Source organism: Aeromonas sp. CU5 (assembly GCF_002586745.1).
Taxonomy (GTDB): Bacteria; Pseudomonadota; Gammaproteobacteria; order Enterobacterales; family Aeromonadaceae; genus Aeromonas; species Aeromonas sobria.
Map to the genome: position 1 here is coordinate 1537811 of NZ_CP023817.1, position 21634 is coordinate 1559444.

17 protein-coding genes are annotated in these 21634 nt (G+C 57.3%); 10 read left to right on the plus strand and 7 right to left on the minus strand.

Annotated elements, in window-relative coordinates:
- Positions 1 to 65: 65 nt before the first annotated feature.
- The 7 genes from CK911_RS06840 to CK911_RS06870 form a co-directional block, all read right to left on the minus strand.
- Positions 66 to 4904, minus strand: a complete 4839-nt coding sequence (locus tag CK911_RS06840) for an NAD-glutamate dehydrogenase (RefSeq protein ID WP_098969429.1) — start codon at positions 4902 to 4904, stop codon at positions 66 to 68.
- Between the two features lie 278 nt (positions 4905 to 5182).
- A complete protein-coding gene (locus CK911_RS06845) occupies positions 5183 to 5404 on the minus strand; it encodes a DUF2835 domain-containing protein (RefSeq protein WP_042023382.1) in 222 nt (73 codons plus the stop codon).
- Positions 5405 to 5474: 70 nt separating this feature from the next.
- Positions 5475 to 8099, minus strand: a complete 2625-nt coding sequence (pepN, locus tag CK911_RS06850) for an aminopeptidase N (protein ID WP_098969430.1) — start codon at positions 8097 to 8099, stop codon at positions 5475 to 5477.
- 143 nt (positions 8100 to 8242) lie between these two features.
- Positions 8243 to 10258 (minus strand): carboxy terminal-processing peptidase, encoded by a 2016-nt coding sequence (gene prc / locus CK911_RS06855; protein WP_098969431.1) that lies wholly within the window; start codon positions 10256 to 10258, stop codon positions 8243 to 8245.
- Positions 10259 to 10266: 8 nt separating this feature from the next.
- A complete protein-coding gene (gene proQ / locus CK911_RS06860) occupies positions 10267 to 10911 on the minus strand; it encodes an RNA chaperone ProQ (protein WP_068978875.1) in 645 nt (214 codons plus the stop codon).
- A 102-nt stretch (positions 10912 to 11013) separates the two neighbouring features.
- Positions 11014 to 11472, minus strand: coding sequence for a GAF domain-containing protein (locus CK911_RS06865; RefSeq protein ID WP_098969432.1), 459 nt, complete (start codon positions 11470 to 11472; stop codon positions 11014 to 11016).
- 98 nt (positions 11473 to 11570) lie between these two features.
- Positions 11571 to 12032, minus strand: coding sequence for a hypothetical protein (locus CK911_RS06870; RefSeq protein WP_098969433.1), 462 nt, complete (start codon positions 12030 to 12032; stop codon positions 11571 to 11573).
- Between the two features lie 281 nt (positions 12033 to 12313).
- Between CK911_RS06870 and ccoN the strand changes: the two genes are divergently transcribed.
- The 10 genes from ccoN (at position 12314) to uspE (ending at position 21583) form a co-directional block, all read left to right on the plus strand.
- Positions 12314 to 13738: a cytochrome-c oxidase, cbb3-type subunit I gene (gene ccoN, locus CK911_RS06875; protein WP_068978878.1), complete on the plus strand. Its 1425-nt coding sequence runs from the start codon at positions 12314 to 12316 to the stop codon at positions 13736 to 13738.
- Between the two features lie 16 nt (positions 13739 to 13754).
- Positions 13755 to 14369 carry a cytochrome-c oxidase, cbb3-type subunit II gene (gene ccoO / locus CK911_RS06880; protein ID WP_068978879.1) on the plus strand — a complete coding sequence of 205 codons (615 nt, stop codon included), beginning with the start codon at positions 13755 to 13757 and terminating at the stop codon, positions 14367 to 14369.
- Between the two features lie 10 nt (positions 14370 to 14379).
- Complete coding sequence (locus CK911_RS06885) at positions 14380 to 14559, plus strand: CcoQ/FixQ family Cbb3-type cytochrome c oxidase assembly chaperone (RefSeq protein WP_068978880.1); 180 nt, start codon at positions 14380 to 14382, stop codon at positions 14557 to 14559.
- Positions 14559 to 15542 carry a cytochrome-c oxidase, cbb3-type subunit III gene (gene ccoP, locus CK911_RS06890; RefSeq protein WP_098969434.1) on the plus strand — a complete coding sequence of 328 codons (984 nt, stop codon included), beginning with the start codon at positions 14559 to 14561 and terminating at the stop codon, positions 15540 to 15542. The genes CK911_RS06885 and ccoP overlap by 1 nt, the downstream gene beginning before the upstream one ends.
- A 140-nt stretch (positions 15543 to 15682) precedes the next feature.
- On the plus strand, positions 15683 to 16183 hold the full coding sequence (locus CK911_RS06895) for a FixH family protein (RefSeq protein WP_172953973.1): 501 nt from the start codon (positions 15683 to 15685) through the stop codon (positions 16181 to 16183).
- 86 nt (positions 16184 to 16269) lie between these two features.
- On the plus strand, positions 16270 to 18666 hold the full coding sequence (locus CK911_RS06900; RefSeq protein WP_098969435.1) for a heavy metal translocating P-type ATPase: 2397 nt from the start codon (positions 16270 to 16272) through the stop codon (positions 18664 to 18666).
- Positions 18667 to 18805: 139 nt separating this feature from the next.
- Positions 18806 to 18994 carry a cbb3-type cytochrome oxidase assembly protein CcoS gene (gene ccoS / locus CK911_RS06905; protein WP_042023359.1) on the plus strand — a complete coding sequence of 63 codons (189 nt, stop codon included), beginning with the start codon at positions 18806 to 18808 and terminating at the stop codon, positions 18992 to 18994.
- Complete coding sequence (locus CK911_RS06910) at positions 18978 to 19664, plus strand: sulfite exporter TauE/SafE family protein (protein WP_098969436.1); 687 nt, start codon at positions 18978 to 18980, stop codon at positions 19662 to 19664. The genes ccoS and CK911_RS06910 overlap by 17 nt, the downstream gene beginning before the upstream one ends.
- 68 nt (positions 19665 to 19732) lie before the next feature.
- A complete protein-coding gene (locus CK911_RS06915; protein ID WP_042023353.1) occupies positions 19733 to 20488 on the plus strand; it encodes an FNR family transcription factor in 756 nt (251 codons plus the stop codon).
- A 147-nt stretch (positions 20489 to 20635) separates the two neighbouring features.
- Positions 20636 to 21583 (plus strand): universal stress protein UspE, encoded by a 948-nt coding sequence (uspE, locus tag CK911_RS06920; RefSeq protein WP_098969437.1) that lies wholly within the window; start codon positions 20636 to 20638, stop codon positions 21581 to 21583.
- The last annotated feature ends 51 nt before the right edge of the window (positions 21584 to 21634 follow it).

Here is a 21634-nt window from a genome sequence, read left to right on the forward strand (position 1 = left end):
AAGAAAGCCCCGGCAACTGGCCGGGGCTTTGGGTGTAATGCCGGTGTCATGCCTTAATCTGGCAATTAAAGTGCCCGGCAATTCAACTGGAGCAGATTCAACTCTCGCAAGGCCACCGAGAACTTGGCGAACTCGTGGGTACTGGTGGTCTTGAAGTCGGCCAACATATGGGTCCAACGGGACAAGAGTTGCTCATGCTCCGAAATCCAGTCGGCCAGTATGGTAGCGCATTCTCCCTGATCTTTGCACCCTTCCAGTACCACAGAAGTGAGACTGCGTTGCTGCCAGTCCAGATCTTCGCGGAACGAGGCCCGCGCCATCGCCTGCCAATGGTTGCCGACCGGCTGATGGTTGATTTGGTCAAGGAACCAGTGCAGATCCAGTTTGGCCCCGAGGCGATAGTAGACATTGGCAGCAAGCAGGATGTCGATCTGGTGCTCCGCGGCAATCTGCGCCAAATCAAGGCAGGAGAAGAGGCTACTCATATGGGCGACCTGACGGGCAATGGCCTCGGGCACCTGTTTCTCCATCCATTTGGCAACAGCCTGACGGTGTTCTGCCACTTCGCTCTCATCCATCACCTCGTAGAGGTGCTTCCCTAAGGTCTCGAACGCCGGGCGGAAGAAGGCGATGTTCTCAGCGATGCTCCAGCTGCGATTGCGGGCACGCAGGAACCAGCGGGTGGCACGGCGCACGATACGGCGGCTGTAGAACATCAGCTCGAGCTGAGTCTGGGCATCCACCAGGTTGTCGCACCCTTCGATATCGCGCCACAGGGGGTTCATGCCAAACACTTCGCGGGCCATGGCGAAGCAGCAAGCCACTTCCGCCACCGAGGCACCGGTTTCGTCCTTCATCCGGCTGGCAAAGTTGAGCCCCATGTCGTTGACCAGCATGTTGGCCACCCGGGTGGCGATGATCTCGGAGCGCAATGGGTGATCGGCCAGTTGGGCACCAAACTGCTGTTGCACCTTGGCCGGGAAGCTGGTGACCAGCATGTTGGCGAGGAAGGGCTCGTCGGTCACTTCCGGGCAGTTGAGCTGCTCTTTCAGTACCATCTTGCCGTAGGCCACCAGCACCGCCAGTTCGGGTCGGGTCAGCCCCTGCCCCGCCGCCATCCGCTCGGAGAGCTCCTCATCAGAGGGCAGGAACTCCAGCGCACGGTCGAGCTTGCCTTCCCGCTCCAGCCCCTGAATAAAGCGCTGTTGCTCTTTGAGCTGCTCGGTGCCACGGAAGCTGGTGACCGAGATGGACTGGGACTGGCGGTAGGCGTTGGTGATGACGATCTGCGCCACGTCGTCAGTCATCTCATAGAGCATCTGATTACGCTGCTTGAGGGTCAGATCCCCTGCTGCCACCAGCTGGTTGAGCAGGATCTTGATGTTCACCTCGTTGTCGGAGCAATCCACCCCGCCCACGTTGTCGGTAAAGTCGGTATTGATGCGACCGCCCTGGCTGGCGAACTCCACCCGACCCAGCTGGGTAAAGCCCAGGTTGCCACCCTCGCCCACGATGCGGGCCCGCAGATCACGGCCATTAACCCGCAGCGCGTCGTTGCTGCGATCCCCGACTTCCCCATCGCTCTCGCGAGCGCTCTTCACATAGGTGCCGATGCCACCGTTCCACAGCAGATCGACGTTCAGGCAGAGCAGCGCCTTGATCAGCTCGTTCGGCGCCATGCTGGCCTTGTCGCTGCCAAGCAGGGTCTGGATCTCGGGGCTGAGTTTGATGGACTTGGCGGAGCGCAGGAAGATGCCGCCCCCTTGTGATATCAGCTCGCGGTTGTAATCATCCCAGCTGGAGCCCGGCAGATCGAACAGCCGCTGCCGCTCGACAAAACTGCTAGCCGCATTTGGGGTCGGGTCGATGAAGATGTGCATGTGGTTGAAGGCGCCCACCAGCCGAGTGTGCTCGGAGAGCAGCAGGCCGTTGCCAAACACGTCCCCCGCCATGTCGCCGATCCCGACACAGGTAAAATCGGTGGTCTGGCAGTTGATGCCGATCTCACGGAAGTGACGCTTGACCGACTCCCAGGCACCACGGGCGGTGATACCCATCTTCTTGTGGTCATAACCGACCGAGCCGCCGGAGGCGAACGCATCGCCGAGCCAGTGGCCGTATTCGAGGCTGATCTCGTTGGCGATGTCGGAGAAGGTCGCCGTGCCCTTGTCGGCGGCGACCACCAGGTAGTAGTCATCCTCGTCGTGACGCACCACGGATGTCGGCGGGATCACCTCGCCGCCGATGATGTTGTCGGTCACATCGAGCAGGCCGCGAATAAACAGGCGATAGCAGGCCTTGCCCTCCTCCTGAATGACGGCGCGGGTTGCTCCCACCGGCATCTGTTTGCAGTAGAAGCCGCCCTTGGCCCCCACTGGCACGATGACGGTGTTCTTCACCTGCTGGGCTTTCACCAGACCCAGCACTTCGGTACGGAAGTCCTCCTTGCGATCGGACCAGCGCAGCCCACCACGGGCAACCTTGCCCCAGCGCAGATGTACCCCTTCCACCCGAGGCGAGTAGACGAAGATCTCGAATTTGGGCAGCGGCAGCGGCATATCGGTGATGCTGGAGGGGGCCAGCTTGAAGGAGATGTAGGGCTTGATGTTGCCCGCGTTGTCCAGCTGGTAGTAGTTGGTGCGCAGGGTGGCGTCGATCATCTCCACATAGCGGCGAATGATGCGATCGTCATCGAGGTTGGCCACCTGATCCAGCTTGGCAGCAAGCTCCTCGTGCAGCTTGGCTTCTGCCTTGGCGTCCTGTTTGCCAGCGGGGTCGAGGCGCTGCTCGAACAGGGTAAACAGCAGTTGGGCGATATCGGGATAACGGGTCAGGGTCTCTTCGATATAGGACTGGCTGAAGGAGACGCCGGTCTGGCGCATGTATTTGGCATAGGCGCGCAATACCGAGACCTGACGGCCAGTGAGACCTGCCCCCAGTACTAACCGGTTGAAGCCGTCATCTTCCAGCTGCTTGTTCCAGATGGCAGCAAACGCCTGCTGGAAGCGCTGCTGGCTCTGGGCCAGATCAAAGGGCTGCTCACCACGCAGCAGCATGGAGAAGTCGAGGATCCAGAACAGATCGCCGCTCGGGGTGCGTACCTGATACGGGGTCTCGCCGATCACCCGCAGCCCCATGTTCTCCAGCATCGGCAGCACATCGGAGAGGTGAATGGGCTCGGTGCGATGGAACAGCTTGAGCCGTACCCGACGGTCGTTCTCCTCCTCCTGGGCGCGGTAGAACAGCATACCGAGGGGCTCGACTTCGCTCAGATTATCGAGCGCCATGATGTCGGCCACGGCAGAGCCCGGCAGCACATCTTCCTTATAGGCGCGGGGGAAGGCGGTGCAGAAACGGCGGCGCAGCTCGTTGCCACGGGCCTCGCCATAGTGGGAGAGCAGCACGGAGTCGAGTCGGTCATCCCAGCTGCGGGCCGCTTCAATCAGGTTGTTCTGTACTTCGTTCACATCCACATCCACGTTGTTGTTGTTGACCCGCACTATGTAGTGGGTCCGCGCCAGCACGCCCTCGGTGAAGTAGACGTTGAACTCCACCTCTTCGTTGCTGCCAAAATATTTCTGCAAAATTTGCTGGGTCTTGATCCGCAGCGCCGTGTTGTAGCGCTCCTTGGTGACATAGACCATGCAAGAGAAGAAGCGACCGTAGACATCACGACGCACGAACAGCCGCAGCATGTCCCGCTCCTGCATCTCCAGCACCCCAAGACCGGTAGCCAGCAGCTCCTCTTCGCGGGCCTGGATCAGCTCGTCACGGGGATAGGTTTCCAGCACGTTGAGCAGTGCCTTGTAGGCGTGGGAGCCCTTCTCGTGACCGGAGGCGGCCATGATGCGCTCGAGGCGATGGCTGATGAGCGGGATCTGGGTCGCGCTGGTGTTGTAGATGGAAGAGGCATAGAGGCCGATGAAGCGATCTTCCCCGATCACCTTGCCATGCTCGTCGAAGCGCTTGATGCCGATGTAATCCACATAAGCAGGACGGTGCACCCGAGACTTGCTGTTGGATTTGGTGAGGATCAGCAGATCGGAGCTCAGGGCGGCGTGACGGGCACTGGCAGGCATGTTGCCAAGGCGCTGGCCCACCTCCTTGATGGAGTTCTTCATCAGACCGAGGCTGGAACTGGCCTGCGGCAGGATCTCGTGATCCCCCTCCACCGCCTTGACGTCGTAGCGGCGATAGCCCATCAGGGTAAAGTTGTGGGCAGCCACCCATTTGAGGAAGGCGACGCAGGAGGCCACCTCCTCCTTGCTCACCGGGTTCTTGCGTTTGGGCAGCTCGTCGATGATCTCATTGAGTTTGGCCAGCATCGGCTGCCAGTCGCCGACCGCCAGCGCCACTTCACCGGCCACCGAGTTGAGCTCCGCTGCCAGCGCGGCCATCTGCTCCTCGCTGGTGAGGTGGTCAATCTCGATAAGGAATGCCGTTTCAACCGAGGTCTGCCCGTCGGTGTTGTCGAGCTCCAGAATGGCGCCAATCTTGCCATCCGCGCCACGAATGAGGTGCAGCGGTTGGTGCAGCATCATGTGAGCGGTGATATTGAGCCGCTTGAGCGCCATCCGGATGGAGTCCACCAGGAAAGGCGAGTCCTGCAGGATCACCTCGACGATGGTATGGGGCGACTGCCAGCCGTGACGGGTCAGCTCGGGATTGTAGACCCGGATGTAGGGGTCGGTGCCGGTACGCTGATTGAGGGCATTCCACAGGCTCAGGGCCGCACCGTAGAGATCGCTGTCATTGCGATCGTGCAGATCGGAGCTCGCCATGTTGCCGTAGAACTTGGCAACGAAGCGCTCGACCAGCGAGGCACTGTTTTTGGGCAACTTCTGATGGATCAGGCTGAGAACGTTTTCGAGCAGAACTGAGGTAGGGGCGTCTTTCAATGCCATTTTTATATTCCTTATCGGACGACATTAACCACCGACGCAGAGGCAACCACCCTGGTTACCCGCTGGTGCAGAGTTGTTGCGAAGTGTAATGGCTTGGATAAGGGAAGGCGAGGACAGGTGCTAACGAGATGTTAAAAACAAGGTGCAGATCACGGCTTAAACTGTGAGAAATTTTGCAAATAGCCAAAAACACAGAAATTCCCACTACCTTTGTGCCAGTTTACCGGATAGATAGTGACGCAAAGCAGATAAACAGTCGGTAATCTGTTCGATTTTTGTTAATTTATGCGTTCGAGACTGATAAAGCGGTAATCATCCTGCGTTTTCAGCCGAAAGTAGCCATGAACACCATTAATGGCGACAAAGGGCCGTATTTTTTCTATGCCAAGTTCCAGGGTCAGCCCCTGTTCGCTGCGCACCACCAGCCGTTTGGCATGGCCCTGATACATCAGCATCACCTCGTCGCTGCTCAATGAGAGCCGAAAAGTAAACTGCTTCACGCTTGCTCCTGATCACACGGCAAATCACACAATGAGGGCAGGCGCGTTCACGCCCCTGCCCCGTCGGTACTTACTGCTGCAGTGCCTTGCTTACCTTCTCGAACAGATCCCGTGCCAGCCCCTCAAGGTTGGCTAGACGGGTCAGCTCGGCGCGGATAAGGGCCTTGCGCGCCTCATCCAGTCGCTTGAACTGAATCAGCGGCGTGATGAGGCGGGATGCCACCTGCGGATTCACCTCGTTAAGCTCGATCAGCAGATCGGTCAGGAAGCGGTAACCGCTGCCATCCACCGCATGGAACTGCACCTGATTGCTCATGGCGAAGCTGCCGATCAGCGCCCGCAGCCGGTTGGGGTTGCGAATGCTGAAGGTGGGGTGACTCATCGCCTGTTTCACTTCGCCCAGCACATCGGCGGCGGGTTTGCTGCCAATCAGCCGCAACCAGTTGTCCAGCACCAGTCCATCCTTGGCCCACTTGCCCTCAAAATCGGCCAGCAGCGCGGCGCGGCATGGCAACAGATAGCCGTTGGCCACCTGCAACGCCGTCAGGGTGTCGGTCATGTTGTCGGCAGTTGCATACTGCTCGCGCACCAGCGCGTCGGCATGCTCAGAGTCCAGCGCCGCCAGATAGCCGAGCACCACCCCTTTGAGGGCACGTTTGGCCATGTCGGCGTGCACCACCTGATAGCCGCTCAGACGCAGGCTCTGATAGGTCGCCGCCAGCCGCGTGCCGAAAGCCTCGGCAAGACGGATGTGGATCGCGTCGCGCACCTGATGGATGGCGTCGATATCGGCCACCTCGAACAGCTCGGCCAGGGTTGCCTCACCGGGCAGCGCCAGCAGCTCCGCCTTGAGGGCCAAATCCAGCTCGCTGTCGTCCAAAATGGCGACGAAGGCTGCCAGCAGGGTTTGGGAGAGCTCAACCCCCTGCCCGTGCTGTACCCCTGCCACCCCTTCGATGACCGCCTTGTTGATCAGCATCTGGGCGGCATCCCAGCGGGCAAACTCGTTGCGGGCAAAGCGCATCAGGAAGGCGAGCGCTTCATCGCTGTAGTCATAGTGCAGCTTGACCGGCGCGGAGAAGTCCCGCAGCAGGGAGGGAACCGGTTTGACCGGCACCTGATCGAATTCGAAGGTCTGCTCCGCTTCCAGCACATCAAGCACGTTGCCGATGGCCTTGCCCTGATATTGCAGCGCAATGACGGCACCTTGTTGGTCATAGAGCTCGATGTCGAGGGGGATATGCAGCGGCAGCTTCTGCGGCTGATCCTGGGTCGGTGGGGTGTGCTGGCTCACATGGAGGCGATAGATACCGCTGGCGGCATCGTACTCGTCAGTGACGGTCAGCTCGGGCGTGCCGGACTGGCTGTACCAGCGGCGGAAACGGCCGAGATCGACACCGGAAGCATCCTCCATCGCCTGCACGAAATCATCGCAGGTAGCGGCCGAGCCGTCGTGACGCTCGAAGTAGAGACGCATACCGGCCTGGAAGGCATCTTCCCCCAGCAGGGTGTGCATCATGCGGATCACTTCCGACCCCTTCTCGTAGACGGTCAGGGTGTAGAAGTTGTTCATCTCGATCACCACATCCGGGCGGATCGGGTGCGCCATGGGGCCGGCATCTTCGGCAAACTGCGGGCCGCGCACGGTACGCACGTTGTTGATGCGGTTGACGCCGCGGGAGCCCAGATCGGAGGAGAACTCCTGATCCCGGAACACTGTCAGCCCCTCTTTCAGGCTGAGCTGGAACCAGTCACGACAGGTGACGCGGTTGCCGGTCCAGTTGTGGAAATATTCGTGGCCGATCACCCGCTCGATACCGTGGTAGTCGCTGTCGGTGGCAGTGGCCGGATTGGCCAGCACGAATTTGGAGTTGAAGATGTTGAGCCCCTTGTTCTCCATGGCGCCCATGTTGAAGAAGTCCACCGCGACGATCATGTAGATGTCGAGATCATACTCGAGGCCGAAACGCTGCTCGTCCCAGCGCATGGAGTTGATGAGGCTCTCCATCGCAAAACCGGCACGATCGAGGTTGCCCTTGTCGACGAAGATCTCGAGGGCCACCTTGCGACCGCTCTTGGTGGTGTAGTGGCTGCGCTCCACATCGAAATCACCGGCGACCAGCGCAAACAGGTAGCTCGGTTTGGGGAAAGGATCCTGCCACTGCACGAAGTGGCGACCGCCATCCAGATCACCACTATCGACCTTGTTGCCGTTGGAGAGCAGGAAGGGGAACTGATCTTTGTCGGCGGTAATGCGGGTGCTGTAGCGCGCCAGAATGTCGGGACGGTCCAGATAGTAGGTAATGCGGCGGAACCCTTCCGCTTCACACTGGGTGCAGTAGGCATCACCAGACTTGTAAAGCCCTTCCAGCGCGGTGTTGGCGGCCGGATCCAGCAGGGTGACGATAGTCAGCACACATTCGGCAGGCAGGTTGAACAGGGTCAGGCTGCTCTCGCCTTGCTCGTAGTGATCATAGGGAATGCCGTCAATGGCAACGCTTTTCAGGGTCAACTGCTCACCATCGAGTACCAGCGGCGCATTATGCTCACCGTTGCGGCGAATGCGGGTGATGGCGGTGACCTGGGTCAGCGGCTCCTGCAGTTGGAAATCGAGGTCGAGGGTGTCGATCCAGTAGAGCGGCGCCTGATAATCCTGGCGATATTTGGCCGTCATGGCCTGGGAGTGATCGGTCATTATTGTCTGCTTCCACGCTTGTTAAAGGCGAGAAAGAGGCTGTCACAACCAACTGGCGGGGTCAAACAATTTGCATATCGTCAGATATGCCAGACAAAAAGAAAGGGCGACCGGAGTCGCCCTTGTTCATTATGTTAGTTTGTTCAGCTGCGCTTACTGGACTTGACCAGATCCGACGTGATGTTGGCCGCTTCGATGAGATACTCATCGGGCGCTTCAAAATCAGCGGGCAGTTCATCCAGACTCTTCACCGCCGGCTTACCAAGACGAGCAAGACGCTCGTTAGTACGTTTAAGTGCTTTCTCATCCTGTTTCGCCTGCTCTGCAACACGCTCCGCCTCGTTGAGGGAGACCGACTTCTTGTCTTTCTCCTCCTTGTAGTCGGCGATGTCCTGCATCACATAAGCAAATTCAGGATCCTTGGCGATCCGGGCCTCATGAGCCGACTGCAGTTTGGGCAGCTGACTGGTGAAGTTACCGAGCCTCTGGTAGTTGGCGGAGGCAATCTTGTCCCACGGCAACGCATTAAACTCGCGGCTTTCACCCGTCTCTTGCGGAGCAACCGGCGTCGGGAAGCTGATATCCGGCGCAACGCCCTTGTTCTGGGTGCTGCCACCGTCGATCCGGTAGAACTTGGCGATGGTGTATTGCACGTGACCCAGCGGCTGCTCGTAGAAGTCATAGACCTTGGCGAGGCTGCGATGCTGCTGCACCGTGCCCTTGCCGAACGAGTTTTCACCCAGGATCAGGGCGCGGCCATAATCTTGCATGGCAGCAGCAAAGATCTCGGACGCCGAGGCGCTGTACCGATCGATCATCACCGACATGGGGCCGCCGTAGTAGACGTTGCCATCGTCATCGCCATTGACCGTGATACGGCCCATGTGATCACGAATTTGCACCACGGGACCGCTGGCGAAGAACAGCCCGCTCAAGGCAGAGGCTTCGGTCAGGGCACCACCGCCATTACCGCGCAGATCGATGATCAGACCATCGATCTTTTGCTTGTTGAGGCTGGAGAGCTCCTTGATCACGTCGTCGTGGAGATTGACGTAGAAGCTGGGGATCTCGATGACACCGATCTTCTTGCCTTCGGCAGTGACTACCTTTGACTTGGCCGCACGATCTTCGAGGCGCACCTTGTCGCGGATCAGCTCGACCTGCTCGGTTTTGAGTGCAGCACCTTTGCCACGCTGGATCTCCAGCTTCACCTTGCTCCCTTTCGGCCCTTTGATGAGCTCGACCACGTCATCAAGACGCCAGCCAATCACATCGACAATCTTGCCATCTTCCTGACCAACACCGGTGATCTTGTCATCGGCCTTGAGATGGGTAGATTTGGCAGCCGGACCACCGGGCACCAGGGAGCGGATGACGGTAAAGTCATCTTCGGCCTGCAATACAGCACCAATGCCTTCCAGCGAGAGGTTCATCTCGGTGTTGAAACGATCGGCATTACGCGGAGAGAGATAACTGGTATGCGGTTCGATGGCGCGAGCGAAGGAGTTCATGAAGAGCTGGAACACATCCTCGCTCTCGGTCTGGGACATCCGCTTGATGGCGTTGTTGTAACGCTTGCCAAGCAGCTCCTTGATCTCGGGCCACTCCTTGCCACTGAGCTTGAGGCTCAGGGCATCGAACTTGACCCGTTGGCGCCACAACTCATTGAGTTCGCCTTCGTCCTTGGGCCAAGCCGCCCCTTCCCGATCAAACTGATAGTTGTCGGTCTGGGTAAAATCAAAAGGAGTATCAAGCAGTTTGAGGGCGTATTCGAACCGCTCATAACGCCGTTGCTGACTCAGGTTGAACATCTCGTAGGCAGGTGCCAGACGGCCTCTCTCGAGGTCGGTGTCAAAACCATTACGGTATTTGTCAAAACGGCTGATGTCAGAGGCCAAAAACAGATTGCGGCTGTAGTCCAGATTCTCCAGATATTTGTCAAAAACAACGGAGGAAAAGGCATCATCCAGCTTGAACTGTTTGTAGTGCGAGCGGGTAAACAGATTGGCAATTCGCTTGCTGGCCGTAGCATGTTGGCTCTCTTGAGCCAACACAGGCAAATCACTCTCCTTGAGCACCGGCTCGATGGCCTGTGCAAGCCCGGCAAGCGCCAGGCTACAGGCAACGAGGGAAAAACGAATTACGCCATGCTTCAACATTTGTCTCCTTAGAGAACCAAGTGCTCTGATTTGACCCGCACCATCATGCCAGTCTGCAGTTGGACCTGCACATCATCCTTGGTCACTTCCTTGATAGTTGCCGGAACCGGGAACCTGCCCATGACGACACGTACATCCTGCCCCACTTTCAGCGTAGCGGCATCCACTTTGACCAGCGGCGCTTCTGCTACCGGCGCTTTGGCTTCAACCTTCGGCTTGGCAGCTACGTCAGCCTTTTCAGCTTTACGCGCAGCAGGACGGCGGGGCTTTTTAGCCTTTTCGTCCTTCTCTTTCTCTTTGGTGTTGGTGCGACGGCTGGCAAACACACGCTCTTTGCTTTCTTTGAGCGCTTGCTTGGCATGCTCGATGTGCTCTTCGGTCAGCACTTCGCCCGGGTTACCGTCCAGGTCTACACGAGCCTGGCCAGCTTTGAGGCCGTGCAGATAGCGCCAGCTGGAGGTGTATTGACGCAGTGCAGAACGCAGCATGGTCTTGGAGACTCTGGCATCGTCAGCAAGACGCTCGGCCAAATCCTGGAAGATGCCAATCTTGAGCGGCTTGGCCTCTCCTTCAGCAACGAAGCAGGCCGGGAATTTCTCGACCAGGTAGGCAACGATCTCTTTACTGTTCTTCAGCTTCTCAGTGTTTTCCATGTATAACCTTGGCTTTCATATAAACGCACGGGCATAACCCGAGCACAACAAAGGCCCCATTATAGAGAGCTTGGGGCCTTTTGCGAACCATCTAGCAATGACTTAAAGCATGCTTTCCAAAATTTGTACTGTTTCTTCGAGTCCAATCCGGTCTTGCTGGTCGAAACGGTTAAAAATCGGACTATCGATATCCAACACCCCGATGATCTCGCCACCACGGCGCACCGGAATGACAATTTCAGCGTTACTGGCCCCGTCACAGGCAATATGCCCGTCGAACTGATGCACATCGTCCACCAGCTGGGTCTTGCCCTCTGCGACTGCAGTACCACATACACCACGACCGACCGGAATGCGCACGCAGGCCGGTTTGCCCTGAAATGGTCCCAACACCAGGCTGTCCCCTTGCAACAGATAAAAACCAACCCAGTTGATGTCGGTCAGTTCCTGTCCAAGTAGCGCTGACAGGTTGGCCAAATTGGCAATCAGATCGGTTTCCCCCTCAAGCAGCGCCTTGGCTTGCCGGTTGAAGGTGCGGTAAAACTGTGTTTTTTCAATCATGATTAAATCGATTTCACTCCCTGTGGCTTGCAGGCAAGGTAACGCCTGACAGGAAAATTTCAAATATTTTTTCACGGTAACCATCAGCCACGGTGGCGTTATTCCCGCGCCACTGACAGCACTAATTGCTGACGTTGTCCATTGCTCCATTTAATATTGAGTAGCCACACCATCATGGAAGAGGTGCAACTCCCCACCAAAGTGGTGCCCTGCCATCCCCCGGCTATTTGTTCAAAGCTCACCGGAATGGTGCCCATAAACATATCTCTGCCTTCGAGCCAGGCTTTTACCGGCTTGATGGCCGGATCACCACCTGTCAGGCGCACGACAAAGTCCTGTTCTGCACGTACCGGTAACTCACTAATCGCCGCGGTCAACGACTTGCCACCAATCAATTCGCTGCAACTGCTGTGGGAAAGATCACAAATCTGATCTTTTATCTGATCAACCGTTGCACTGTTATCAACCGAAAACCAGGTGCGATAGGCCACCAACGCCAACAGTAGCGCCAGCACCAGTGAGAGGTGGAATACTTTACGTGCACTCAATTTCTCTTTCATTCAAACAGCCCCGATAAGGTGTAATAAAAATAGTATTTTTGTGATCTCGGACAAGGTAAAGAGCCCTAAAAACGGGGCGCGGCGGAGCCAAATATATCACTGTTTATACTGTTATTTTACCTGTCAGTTCAGTATCATTCCCATGAAGTTTTCATTTAACTATCTTTTGCTTTTCCTTTCGTTAACAGGTGTTAACAAGCGAGGGCGGTAGTTCGATGAAGCCAGTCCGGTTGTCCGGATACAAAACCAAACAACAGCAGCATCGGAAGCGGAATATAACGATGAGCCATACAACAAACCACCCTGAGTACAACTACACCGTTGTTCGCCAGTTTACCGTCATGACGATTGTCTGGGGAATTGTCGGCATGTCGGTTGGCGTACTGATCGCAGCCCAGTTGATCTGGCCTGCCCTCAACTTCGAGACTCCCTGGCTGACTTACAGTCGCCTGCGGCCCCTCCACACCAACGCAGTGATCTTCGCCTTCGGTGTCAGCGCACTGATGGCCACCTCCTTTTATGTGGTGCAACGCACCTGTCAAACCAGGCTGTTCGGTGGCCGTCTCGCCTCCTTCGTGTTCTGGGGCTGGCAGGCGATCATCATTTCTGCCGCCATTACCCTGCCGCTAGGCATGACTGGTGGCAAAGAGTATGCCGAGCTGGAGTGGCCGATTGATATCGCCATTACCCTGGTCTGGGTTGCCTATGCCATTGTGTTCTTCGGTACCCTGATGACACGTAACACCTCCCACATCTATGTGGCGAACTGGTTCTTTGGCGCCTTTATCATCACGGTGGCCGTGCTGCATATCGTCAACAGCATGTCTGTGCCCCTCAGCATGACCAAGTCCTACTCCATGTACTCCGGCGCAATGGATGCCATGGTGCAGTGGTGGTACGGCCATAACGCGGTGGGCTTTCTGCTGACTGCCGGCTTCCTTGGCATGATGTACTACTTCGTGCCCAAGCAGGCGGGCCGTCCGGTTTACTCCTATCGCCTCTCAATCGTGCACTTCTGGGCACTGATCTCCCTCTATATCTGGGCCGGTCCCCATCACCTGCACTACACCGCGCTGCCTGACTGGGCTCAGTCTCTGGGCATGGTGATGTCCCTGATCCTGTTCGTGCCCTCCTGGGGCGGCATGATCAACGGCATCATGACCCTCTCCGGTGCCTGGCACAAACTGCGTTATGACCCCATCCTGCGCTTCCTGATCGTGTCACTGTCGTTCTACGGCATGTCAACCTTCGAAGGCCCGATGATGGCGATCAAAACCGTCAATGCCCTCTCCCACTACACCGACTGGACCGTAGGTCACGTGCACTCCGGTGCGCTGGGTTGGGTTGCCATGGTCTCTATCGGTGCGGTTTACCATCTGATCCCGAACCTGTTTGAGCAAGGGCGTATGTATAGCGTTCGCCTGATCAACGTGCACTTCTGGTTGGCGACCGTGGGCACAGTGCTCTACATCGTTGCCATGTGGATTTCCGGTGTGATGCAGGGGCTGATGTGGCGTGCGGTCAACGAGGATGGCACCTTGACCTACAGCTTCGTTGAGGCCCTTGAGGCATCCTACCCCTTCTACTTTGTGCGCTTCCTGGGTGGCTGCTTCTTCGTCACCGGCATGTTGCTGATGGCCTACAACGCTTATCGCACTATCACCGCCCCCAAAGGTTCCCTGGAACCTGTGGCCCAGCCAGCCTGAATGCAGAGGTCCAAGCATGAGCAACAATAACCGTCACGAGATCTTTGAAAAGAACGTCCCATTGCTGGTGGTCGGCATCATTTTCGCCATCAGTCTGGGAGGCCTGGTTGAAATTACCCCGCTGTTCTTCCAAAAGCAGACCACCGAGCCGGTTGAGGGCCTCAAGCCCTATACCGCACTGCAGATGGAAGGACGCGATGTCTTCATCCGCGAAGGCTGCACCAACTGCCACAGCCAGATGATCCGTCCGTTCCGCGCTGAAACCGAACGTTACGGTCACTACTCTGTGGCCGGTGAAAGCGTCTGGGAGCACCCCTTCCTGTGGGGCTCCAAGCGTACTGGTCCTGACCTGGCCCGGGTGGGCGGACGTTACTCTGATGACTGGCATCGCGCTCACTTGATCAATCCGCGCGATGTGGTGCCAGAGTCCAATATGCCCGGTTATCCCTGGCTTGATACCACAGTGCTGACCGGCGAGTTGACGGGCAAGAAACTGGCGCTGTTTCGCGATCACTTCGGCGTGCCTTATAGCGATGCCGACATCCAGGGTGCTACTGATGCCGTCAAGGGCAAGACCGAACTGGATGCACTGGTGGCTTATCTGCAATCACTGGGTCATGCCCTGAAATAAGGAGGCGATGATGGACTACGGCACATTTCGCGGTCTCTATACCCTGCTGTTGATGGCCATCATGATTGGCATCATCGTCTGGGCCTATAGCAAACGCCGCAAGACCTCTTTCGACGAGGCTGCCAATCTGGTTTTTGCCGATGATGAGCAACCCGGTGCTGATAACAAGAACGCAGGAGCGAAGCAATAATGAGCACTCTGTTTAGCATTTTTGTAACCGTCATAACCCTGGGAACCATTCTGGGTTGTGTGATCCTGTTGGTGTGGTGCCTCAAGGACAAAATGGGTGTCGAAGAAGGCAAGTCCATGGGACACAGCTTCGACGGAATTGAAGAACTGAATAACCCACTGCCCCAATGGTGGACCTATATGTTCCTCTTTTTCATCGTCACCGGTCTGATTTATCTGGTCGCCTTCCCGGGACTGGGCAACTGGAAGGGCGTGCTGGGCTGGCAGAGCTCCAACCAGGATGTACGTTCGCTGGCAGAGTCCAAATCGGCAAATGAATCAGCCAAGAGTGAAGGTCGTGCGGTGGAGTATGACCGTGAAGTGGCCAAGGCTGACGAGCTCTATGGTGCCAAGTTCCGTGAACTCACCTATGAAGCGGATGGCAAAACCTATCGTGCCATTACCGAGATTGCCAAGGATCCGGAGGCACTCAAAGTGGGTCAGCGCCTGTTCCTGCAGAACTGTTCCCAGTGTCACGGCTCCGATGCCCGTGGTGGTCGCGGTTTCCCGAACCTGACCGACAGCGAATGGCAATGGGGCGGTCAGCCGGATAATATCAAGACCACCATCATGGGCGGTCGTCAGGGGATAATGGCTGCCTGGGGTGAAATCCTCGGCAAGGATGGCGTGCAAGAAGTAGCATCCTATGTGCTAAGCCTCTCCGGTCGCAAGGTCGACCTGGTGGAAGCGAAGAAAGGTGAAGCCCGCTTTACCATCTGCGCTGCCTGCCACGGGGCCGATGCCAAGGGGGGTATCGCCGTCGGTGCGCCAGACCTGACCAACAACACATGGCTCTACGGTGGTTCCCGCGAAGTGGTGGTACAGACTATCACCCACGGTCGCCACGGCGTGATGCCTGCCTGGAAAGACATTCTGGGTGAGGACAAGGTCCACCTGCTGGCCTCCTACGTTTACAGTCTGTCTCATCAGCAGTCTGCCAAATAAGGTTCGCCCATAAAGATGTAACATGTGATAAACACGTGATTACACAGCAAAAAGCCTCGACTACTCGAGGCTTTTTGTTATCTTGTGTTGCGTAAACACCATCTTCCACGTTAATCATTCGTTTCACGGTAGTAGCAATCATGACCCAGCCCATCATCACGCCATGGTATCGCCAATTCTGGCCCTGGTTTATCATCGCCCTGCCAAGCACAGCGGTGATCGCAGGCATCGCCACCGCCATTATTGCCAGTAAAGATGGCGTCAATCTGGTGGCCGAGGACTATTACAAACAAGGGAAAGAGATCAATCAGGACTTGAGCAAGTTTGACCGCTCCGAAGCCCTCAATATCCGCTTTGGGCTGCAGGTTGACGGTCACGAGCTGACTCTCAAACCCATCAGCGGCGATATTCCCGCCGGGCAAGCTCTTTATCTCTCATTGTTCCACCCGACTTTGGCCGGACAGGATAGCGAACACCTGATCACCGCCGATGCCAGTGGCACCTATCGCTTCCATTTCGACAAGCCGCTGGTCGGAAAATGGCATATCCGGGTCGATGCCTTCGATCACCAGTGGCGCTTGCAAGAGACGGTACAACTGCCAACCCAGTCACCTGTCGAACTCGATCCGAAAGGACGCTAAGCCATGACCGGCTGTTCTCACTGTGGCGAGCCGGTGCTTGCCATCGACCCTGCTGCTCGCATTCTTCATTCAGGGGGCCATAAACCATGACCTCTTGCTTCCATTGTAGTGAGCCAGTACCCGCCAATAGTCACTATGCGCTGGAGATCAAGGGGATAGTCCGCCCCATGTGCTGCCCCGGCTGTCAGGCGGTGGCGGAAACCATCATGGAGTGCGGTCTCGCCAGTTACTACGATCACCGCACCGCCCCCGGCACCAGGGGAGATCTGGTGCCCGAGGAGCTGGCCGCCCTCAGCCACTACGATCTGGCCGAGATACAGCAGGAGTTTGTCACCGACAGCGGCACTGGTAGCCAGACAATCCGCGAAATCCAGCTGACGGTTGAGGGGCTCACCTGCGCCGCCTGTGCCTGGCTTATCGAGCGCCACCTGATGACGTTAAGCGGCCTGCGCTATATCAACGTCAACACCACCACCCATCGCGCTCGCATCAAATGGGATCCCGCCCAGCTATCTCTCAGCGACATCCTCAAGGGCTTCGCCCAGATTGGCTATCGTGCCTACCCGTTTCAGGCCCATCAACAGGAAGCGCTCTACGCCAAAGAGGTGCGCAGCTACATGTTCCGGCTGGCACTGGCAGGCCTGGGCTCGATGCAGGTGATGATGTGCGCTGTGGCCCTCTACATGGATCTTTTCATCAGCGTCGAAGAGGAGTTCATGGTCTACTTCAAGTGGATCAGCCTGTTGCTCTCCACCCCCATCATGATCTACTCGGCCCAGCCCTTTTACATCAATGCCTGGCGTAGTTTGAAACAGGGTCATCTGTCGATGGATGTGTCGGTGTCGCTGGCGCTGATCGGTGCTTTTGTCGCCTCCATGTGGGCCACCGTGTTCAATACCGGTGAGGTCTATTACGACTCCATCACCATGTTCGTCTTCTTCCTGTTGCTGGGCCGTTTTCTCGAGTTGCGGGCCCGGCGCAAGGCGTCGGAATCGAGCTCCAACCTGGCGCGGCTGGTACCCATCATGGCGACCCGCATCGATGATGAAGGGGAACATGAGGTGGCGGCCAAGACCTTGCAGGTCGGCGATCGGGTACGGGTGCTGGCCGGTGCGACCTTGCCGGCCGACGGCATCATTATTGAAGGGCAAGCCAGCCTCAACGAATCCATGCTGACTGGCGAGCAGCTGCCTCTGCTCAAACAGCGTGATGATCAGGTCTATGCCGGCACCATCAACACCGATGCACCGCTGCAGATCCGGGTCAGCCACCGTATCGAAGAGTCGCGGATCGCCCAGATCATGCGACTGCAAGATCATGCCCTTGACGATAAACCTGCCATCGCCCAGATGGCGGATAAGCTGTCACGCCACTTTATTCTGGTACTGCTGATCATTGCCGCGGCGGTCTGGACCTTCTGGCACTTTCACCAACCGGAGCAGGCGTTCTGGATAACCCTCGCCGTGCTGGTCGCCACCTGCCCCTGCGCCCTGTCACTGGCCACCCCGACGGCACTGACCTCCGCCACCGCCAATCTGACTCGTAATGGTGTTTTGCTGCGCCGGGGCCATGTCCTGGATATTCTGACCAAAGCCAACCGGATCGTGATGGACAAGACCGGCACGTTAACGACCGGCGAAATAAGCCTGACGGGTATCACCACATTGGCAGAGGTTGACGAGACGCATTGCCTCGCCATCGCCAGAGCACTGGAAGCGCAATCCGAACACCCGATTGCCCGCGCCTTCCTGCTGCCCGCCGATAGCGTTACTGTGCTGCCCCATACCACAGACATCAGCCCTGTCATCGGTCATGGCATCACGGCGCTGGTGGACGGCGCACGCTACCGCATCGGCAGCGCGCGCTGGCTCGGGCTGGATCCGGCGCAAGAGCGCGGCCGCAGTCTGGCTATCTATCTGGCCGACGAGCAGCAGGTATTGGCCCGTTTCAATCTGGAAGATACCCTGCGCCCCGATGCCAAGGCGCTGATCACGGCATTCAAGGCGGCCGGTCTGCAAACCACCGTACTCACGGGGGACAGCTCTCTGCAAGCAGACGAGATTGCCCGCGAGCTGGGTGTCGACGAGCTGGTCAAGGGGGTTTCACCCGATGGCAAGTTGGCCTACCTCAAGGCCCGTGAAGCCCAAGGGGATATCAGCATCATGGTGGGCGATGGCATCAACGACGCCCCCGTGCTGGCCGGGGCACACGCCTCGTTTGCCATGGCGGGCGGCACCGATCTGGCGAAGAACAGCGCCGATGCCATCCTGCTGGCCGATGACTTGAGCCGACTGCTCGGCGCCAGAGTGCTGGCAATGCGTACCCGCAAGATCATCATCGAGAACTTCAGCTGGTCCATCGGCTACAACCTGCTGGTGTTACCGTTGGCGGCCTGCGGCTGGCTGCCCCCCTATCTGGCGGCGGCGGGCATGTCACTCAGTTCACTCATCGTGGTGACCAACTCCATGCGTCTCAACCGATAAGCAAACCGTCAGATAAATAGGTGCAAATGTGGCCTGCCTCCGATGCAGGCCACATTTCTAACTGATAGCGGCTGGCCCCCTGCCCGAACAGGGTTACCATAGGGGACGCTTGCCAAAGATGAATACTTGGGTACCTCTCATGAACATAATTTTTGTCCTTATCCCCATCGCCATCCTGTTTGTGATCATCGCCGGGGTGGTGTTCTTCTGGGCCATTCGCTCCGAGCAGTTTGAAGATCTCGACCGGCAAGGTTCCAACATCCTGTTTGACGAAGATCAACCCGCCCGCAAACCCGCAAAGCCTGCTGACCATGACTCACAGCCTTGATCTGGCCGGCGCCCTGCTGGTAGGACTGGCAGGCTCCGCGCACTGTATCGGCATGTGCGGTGGCGTTTCTGCCGCGCTATCCATGGCCATCCCTGCCAACAAGCAGCACTTCTGGGGGCGGCTCGCTTATCTGCTCAACTACAACCTCGGCCGGATCCTGAGTTATGTGATGGCTGGTGCGCTGGTGGGTGGACTGCTGGCGACCACCAGCGAACTTGGCGCGGGCAAACACGCCATCGCCGGATTACGCCTCGTGGCAGCATTGTTGATGATTGCACTTGGCCTCTATCTGGCGGGCTGGTGGCAGGGAGTCTTGCTGCTGGAACGGCTCGGCGCCAGGCTGTGGCCCCATATCAAACCGCTGGCGGGCAAGTTTCTCCCCTTCACCTCACCGCTGCAGGCGCTGCCCTTTGGTATGGTGTGGGGCTGGCTGCCCTGCGGGCTGGTCTACTCCATGCTGACCTGGAGCGCGGCGGCTGGTTCGGCCAGTGGCGGAGCGCTGATCATGCTCTTTTTTGGTCTCGGTACCCTACCCACCTTGTTTGCGCTGGGGGGGCTTGCCGATCGCCTGAGATACTGGCTTACCCTGCGCAGTTTGCGCCTTGGCGGTGCCCTGCTGCTCATTTTGTTCGGAGTGCATACCCTGTGGATTGGCATTGCTTCCTTTTGAAACCCTATCCAAAACGGATGAGTTGATGGTAAACTTGTTTGATATAAATCAATTATTCGTATGAGCCTATGATCCCGGAAAAGAAACCAGGCAGACGTATCCAGAGCGGTGGCTGTGCAATTCATTGCCAGGATTGCAGCATAAGTCAGCTCTGCATCCCCTTTACCCTGAACGAGAATGAGCTTGATCAGCTGGATAGCATCATCGAGCGTAAAAAGCCGATCCAGAAGGGTGAAGAACTGTTCAAGGCCGGTGATGAGTTCAAATCGCTCTATGCCATTCGTTCCGGGACCATCAAGTCTTATACCATCACCGAGCAAGGGGATGAGCAGATAACCGCGTTTCATCTGGCAGGGGATCTGGTGGGGTTCGATGCCATTCACCGACAAGCACATCCCTCCTTCGCCCAGGCGCTGGAAACGGCCATGGTGTGCGAAATCCCGTTTGAAATACTCGATGATCTGTCTGGCAAAATGCCCAAGCTGCGTCAGCAGATAATGCGGCTGATGAGCAACGAAATAATGGGCGATCAGGAGATGATCCTGCTGCTCTCCAAGAAAAATGCCGAAGAGCGGCTGGCCGCCTTCTTGCACAACCTGTCGGTACGCTTTTCCGAGCGCGGCTTCTCTGCCAAAGAGTTTCGACTGGCCATGACCCGAGGCGATATCGGTAACTATCTGGGTCTTACCGTCGAGACCATCAGTCGACTGCTAGGTCGTTTCCAAAAATCGGGGCTTATCGGCGTCAAAGGCAAATACATCACAGTACTCGATCAGGTTGCGCTCGGCGTGATGGCAGGCGCGACACGTCCTGCCTGCGGCTGATTTCGCCACATTTCCCCTCTTTTCTTCTCTTTATCTGCCGGATCCTTTCCCCTGAATGTGATCCGGTACATTCCAGCCCCCCTCCTCCTGCGCTAAGCTATAGAAGCTAAGATTCTGCTGTCATTGGACTTTTCCAAGGAGGAGAAGATGGTCAAATATCAAAATATTCTGGTGGTTATCAACCCGGAGGAGGAGCGTCAAATCGCCCTCGAACGGGCAGTGAAGGTCGCCGAGCTGGACGAAAATGCCCATCTGACCCTGCTGCTCACCATCTATGACTTCTCGTATGAAATGACTGCCATGCTGTCAGTGGACGAACGGCAAGAGATGCGTCATGGCGTCATTTCACAACGACGTGAATGGCTGGACGAGATCCTCACCCCCTATCGGGCAAAGGGGATCAACTGTGAAGTGAAAGTGATCTGGCACAATCGCCCCTTCGAATGCATCATTCAGGAAGTGCTGGAACAGCGCCACGATCTGGTGGTCAAAGCGACCCATCATCACAGCTTCCTGCAAACCTTCATTTTTACCCCGACCGACTGGCATCTGCTGCGCAAATGTCCCTGCCCTGTGCTGCTGGTCAAAGAAGGGCTCTGGCGGCGGGATGGCAATATCATCGCCGCCATCAACTGCTCAAGCGACGACCTCGATCAGAAACTGCTCAACGAACGGATCACCCAAGAGGGCAGCGATATCGCCGAACTGCTCGGATCCAACCTCTATCTGGTCAATACCTACCCGGGAACGCCGGTCAATGTAGCCATCGAGCTACCCGAGTTTGACCCCAACGCCTACAACGAGGCAATCCGCAAGCACCATGAAAGCCTGATGCTCGCCCATGCCGACAAGTTCGGGATCGGTCCTCTCTGGACCCGGGTAGCAGAGGGGCTACCTGAAGAGGTGCTGCCGGACATGGCCGAAGATCTCAAGGCGACCTTGATGATCATGGGGTGTGTCGGTCGAACCGGTCTCTCTGCCGCCTTGCTCGGCAATACCGCCGAACATGTGATTGACCGGCTATCGTGCGACATTTTGATCCTCAAACCGGCCGATTACAGCTGCCCGATCGACAGCCGTAGCACGCAATCGTAACGCGCCTTTGCGCGAGGTATCTTGCCCTCCCCCGGGACATGGCTATAATAA

Coding starts and splice junctions, on each gene's coding strand:
- CK911_RS06895 (WP_172953973.1), top strand. CDS start 15,683: ATGACCCAGCCCATCATCACGCCATGGTATCGCCAATTCTGGCCCTGG.
- ccoS (WP_042023359.1), top strand. CDS start 18,806: ATGAACATAATTTTTGTCCTTATCCCCATCGCCATCCTGTTTGTGATC.
- CK911_RS06840 (WP_098969429.1), bottom strand. CDS start 4,904: ATGGCATTGAAAGACGCCCCTACCTCAGTTCTGCTCGAAAACGTTCTC.
- CK911_RS06915 (WP_042023353.1), top strand. CDS start 19,733: ATGATCCCGGAAAAGAAACCAGGCAGACGTATCCAGAGCGGTGGCTGT.
- ccoO (WP_068978879.1), top strand. CDS start 13,755: ATGAGCAACAATAACCGTCACGAGATCTTTGAAAAGAACGTCCCATTG.
- proQ (WP_068978875.1), bottom strand. CDS start 10,911: ATGGAAAACACTGAGAAGCTGAAGAACAGTAAAGAGATCGTTGCCTAC.
- pepN (WP_098969430.1), bottom strand. CDS start 8,099: ATGACCGATCACTCCCAGGCCATGACGGCCAAATATCGCCAGGATTAT.
- CK911_RS06870 (WP_098969433.1), bottom strand. CDS start 12,032: ATGAAAGAGAAATTGAGTGCACGTAAAGTATTCCACCTCTCACTGGTG.
- uspE (WP_098969437.1), top strand. CDS start 20,636: ATGGTCAAATATCAAAATATTCTGGTGGTTATCAACCCGGAGGAGGAG.
- CK911_RS06900 (WP_098969435.1), top strand. CDS start 16,270: ATGACCTCTTGCTTCCATTGTAGTGAGCCAGTACCCGCCAATAGTCAC.
- prc (WP_098969431.1), bottom strand. CDS start 10,258: ATGTTGAAGCATGGCGTAATTCGTTTTTCCCTCGTTGCCTGTAGCCTG.
- CK911_RS06885 (WP_068978880.1), top strand. CDS start 14,380: ATGGACTACGGCACATTTCGCGGTCTCTATACCCTGCTGTTGATGGCC.
- CK911_RS06910 (WP_098969436.1), top strand. CDS start 18,978: ATGACTCACAGCCTTGATCTGGCCGGCGCCCTGCTGGTAGGACTGGCA.
- ccoN (WP_068978878.1), top strand. CDS start 12,314: ATGAGCCATACAACAAACCACCCTGAGTACAACTACACCGTTGTTCGC.
- ccoP (WP_098969434.1), top strand. CDS start 14,559: ATGAGCACTCTGTTTAGCATTTTTGTAACCGTCATAACCCTGGGAACC.
- CK911_RS06865 (WP_098969432.1), bottom strand. CDS start 11,472: ATGATTGAAAAAACACAGTTTTACCGCACCTTCAACCGGCAAGCCAAG.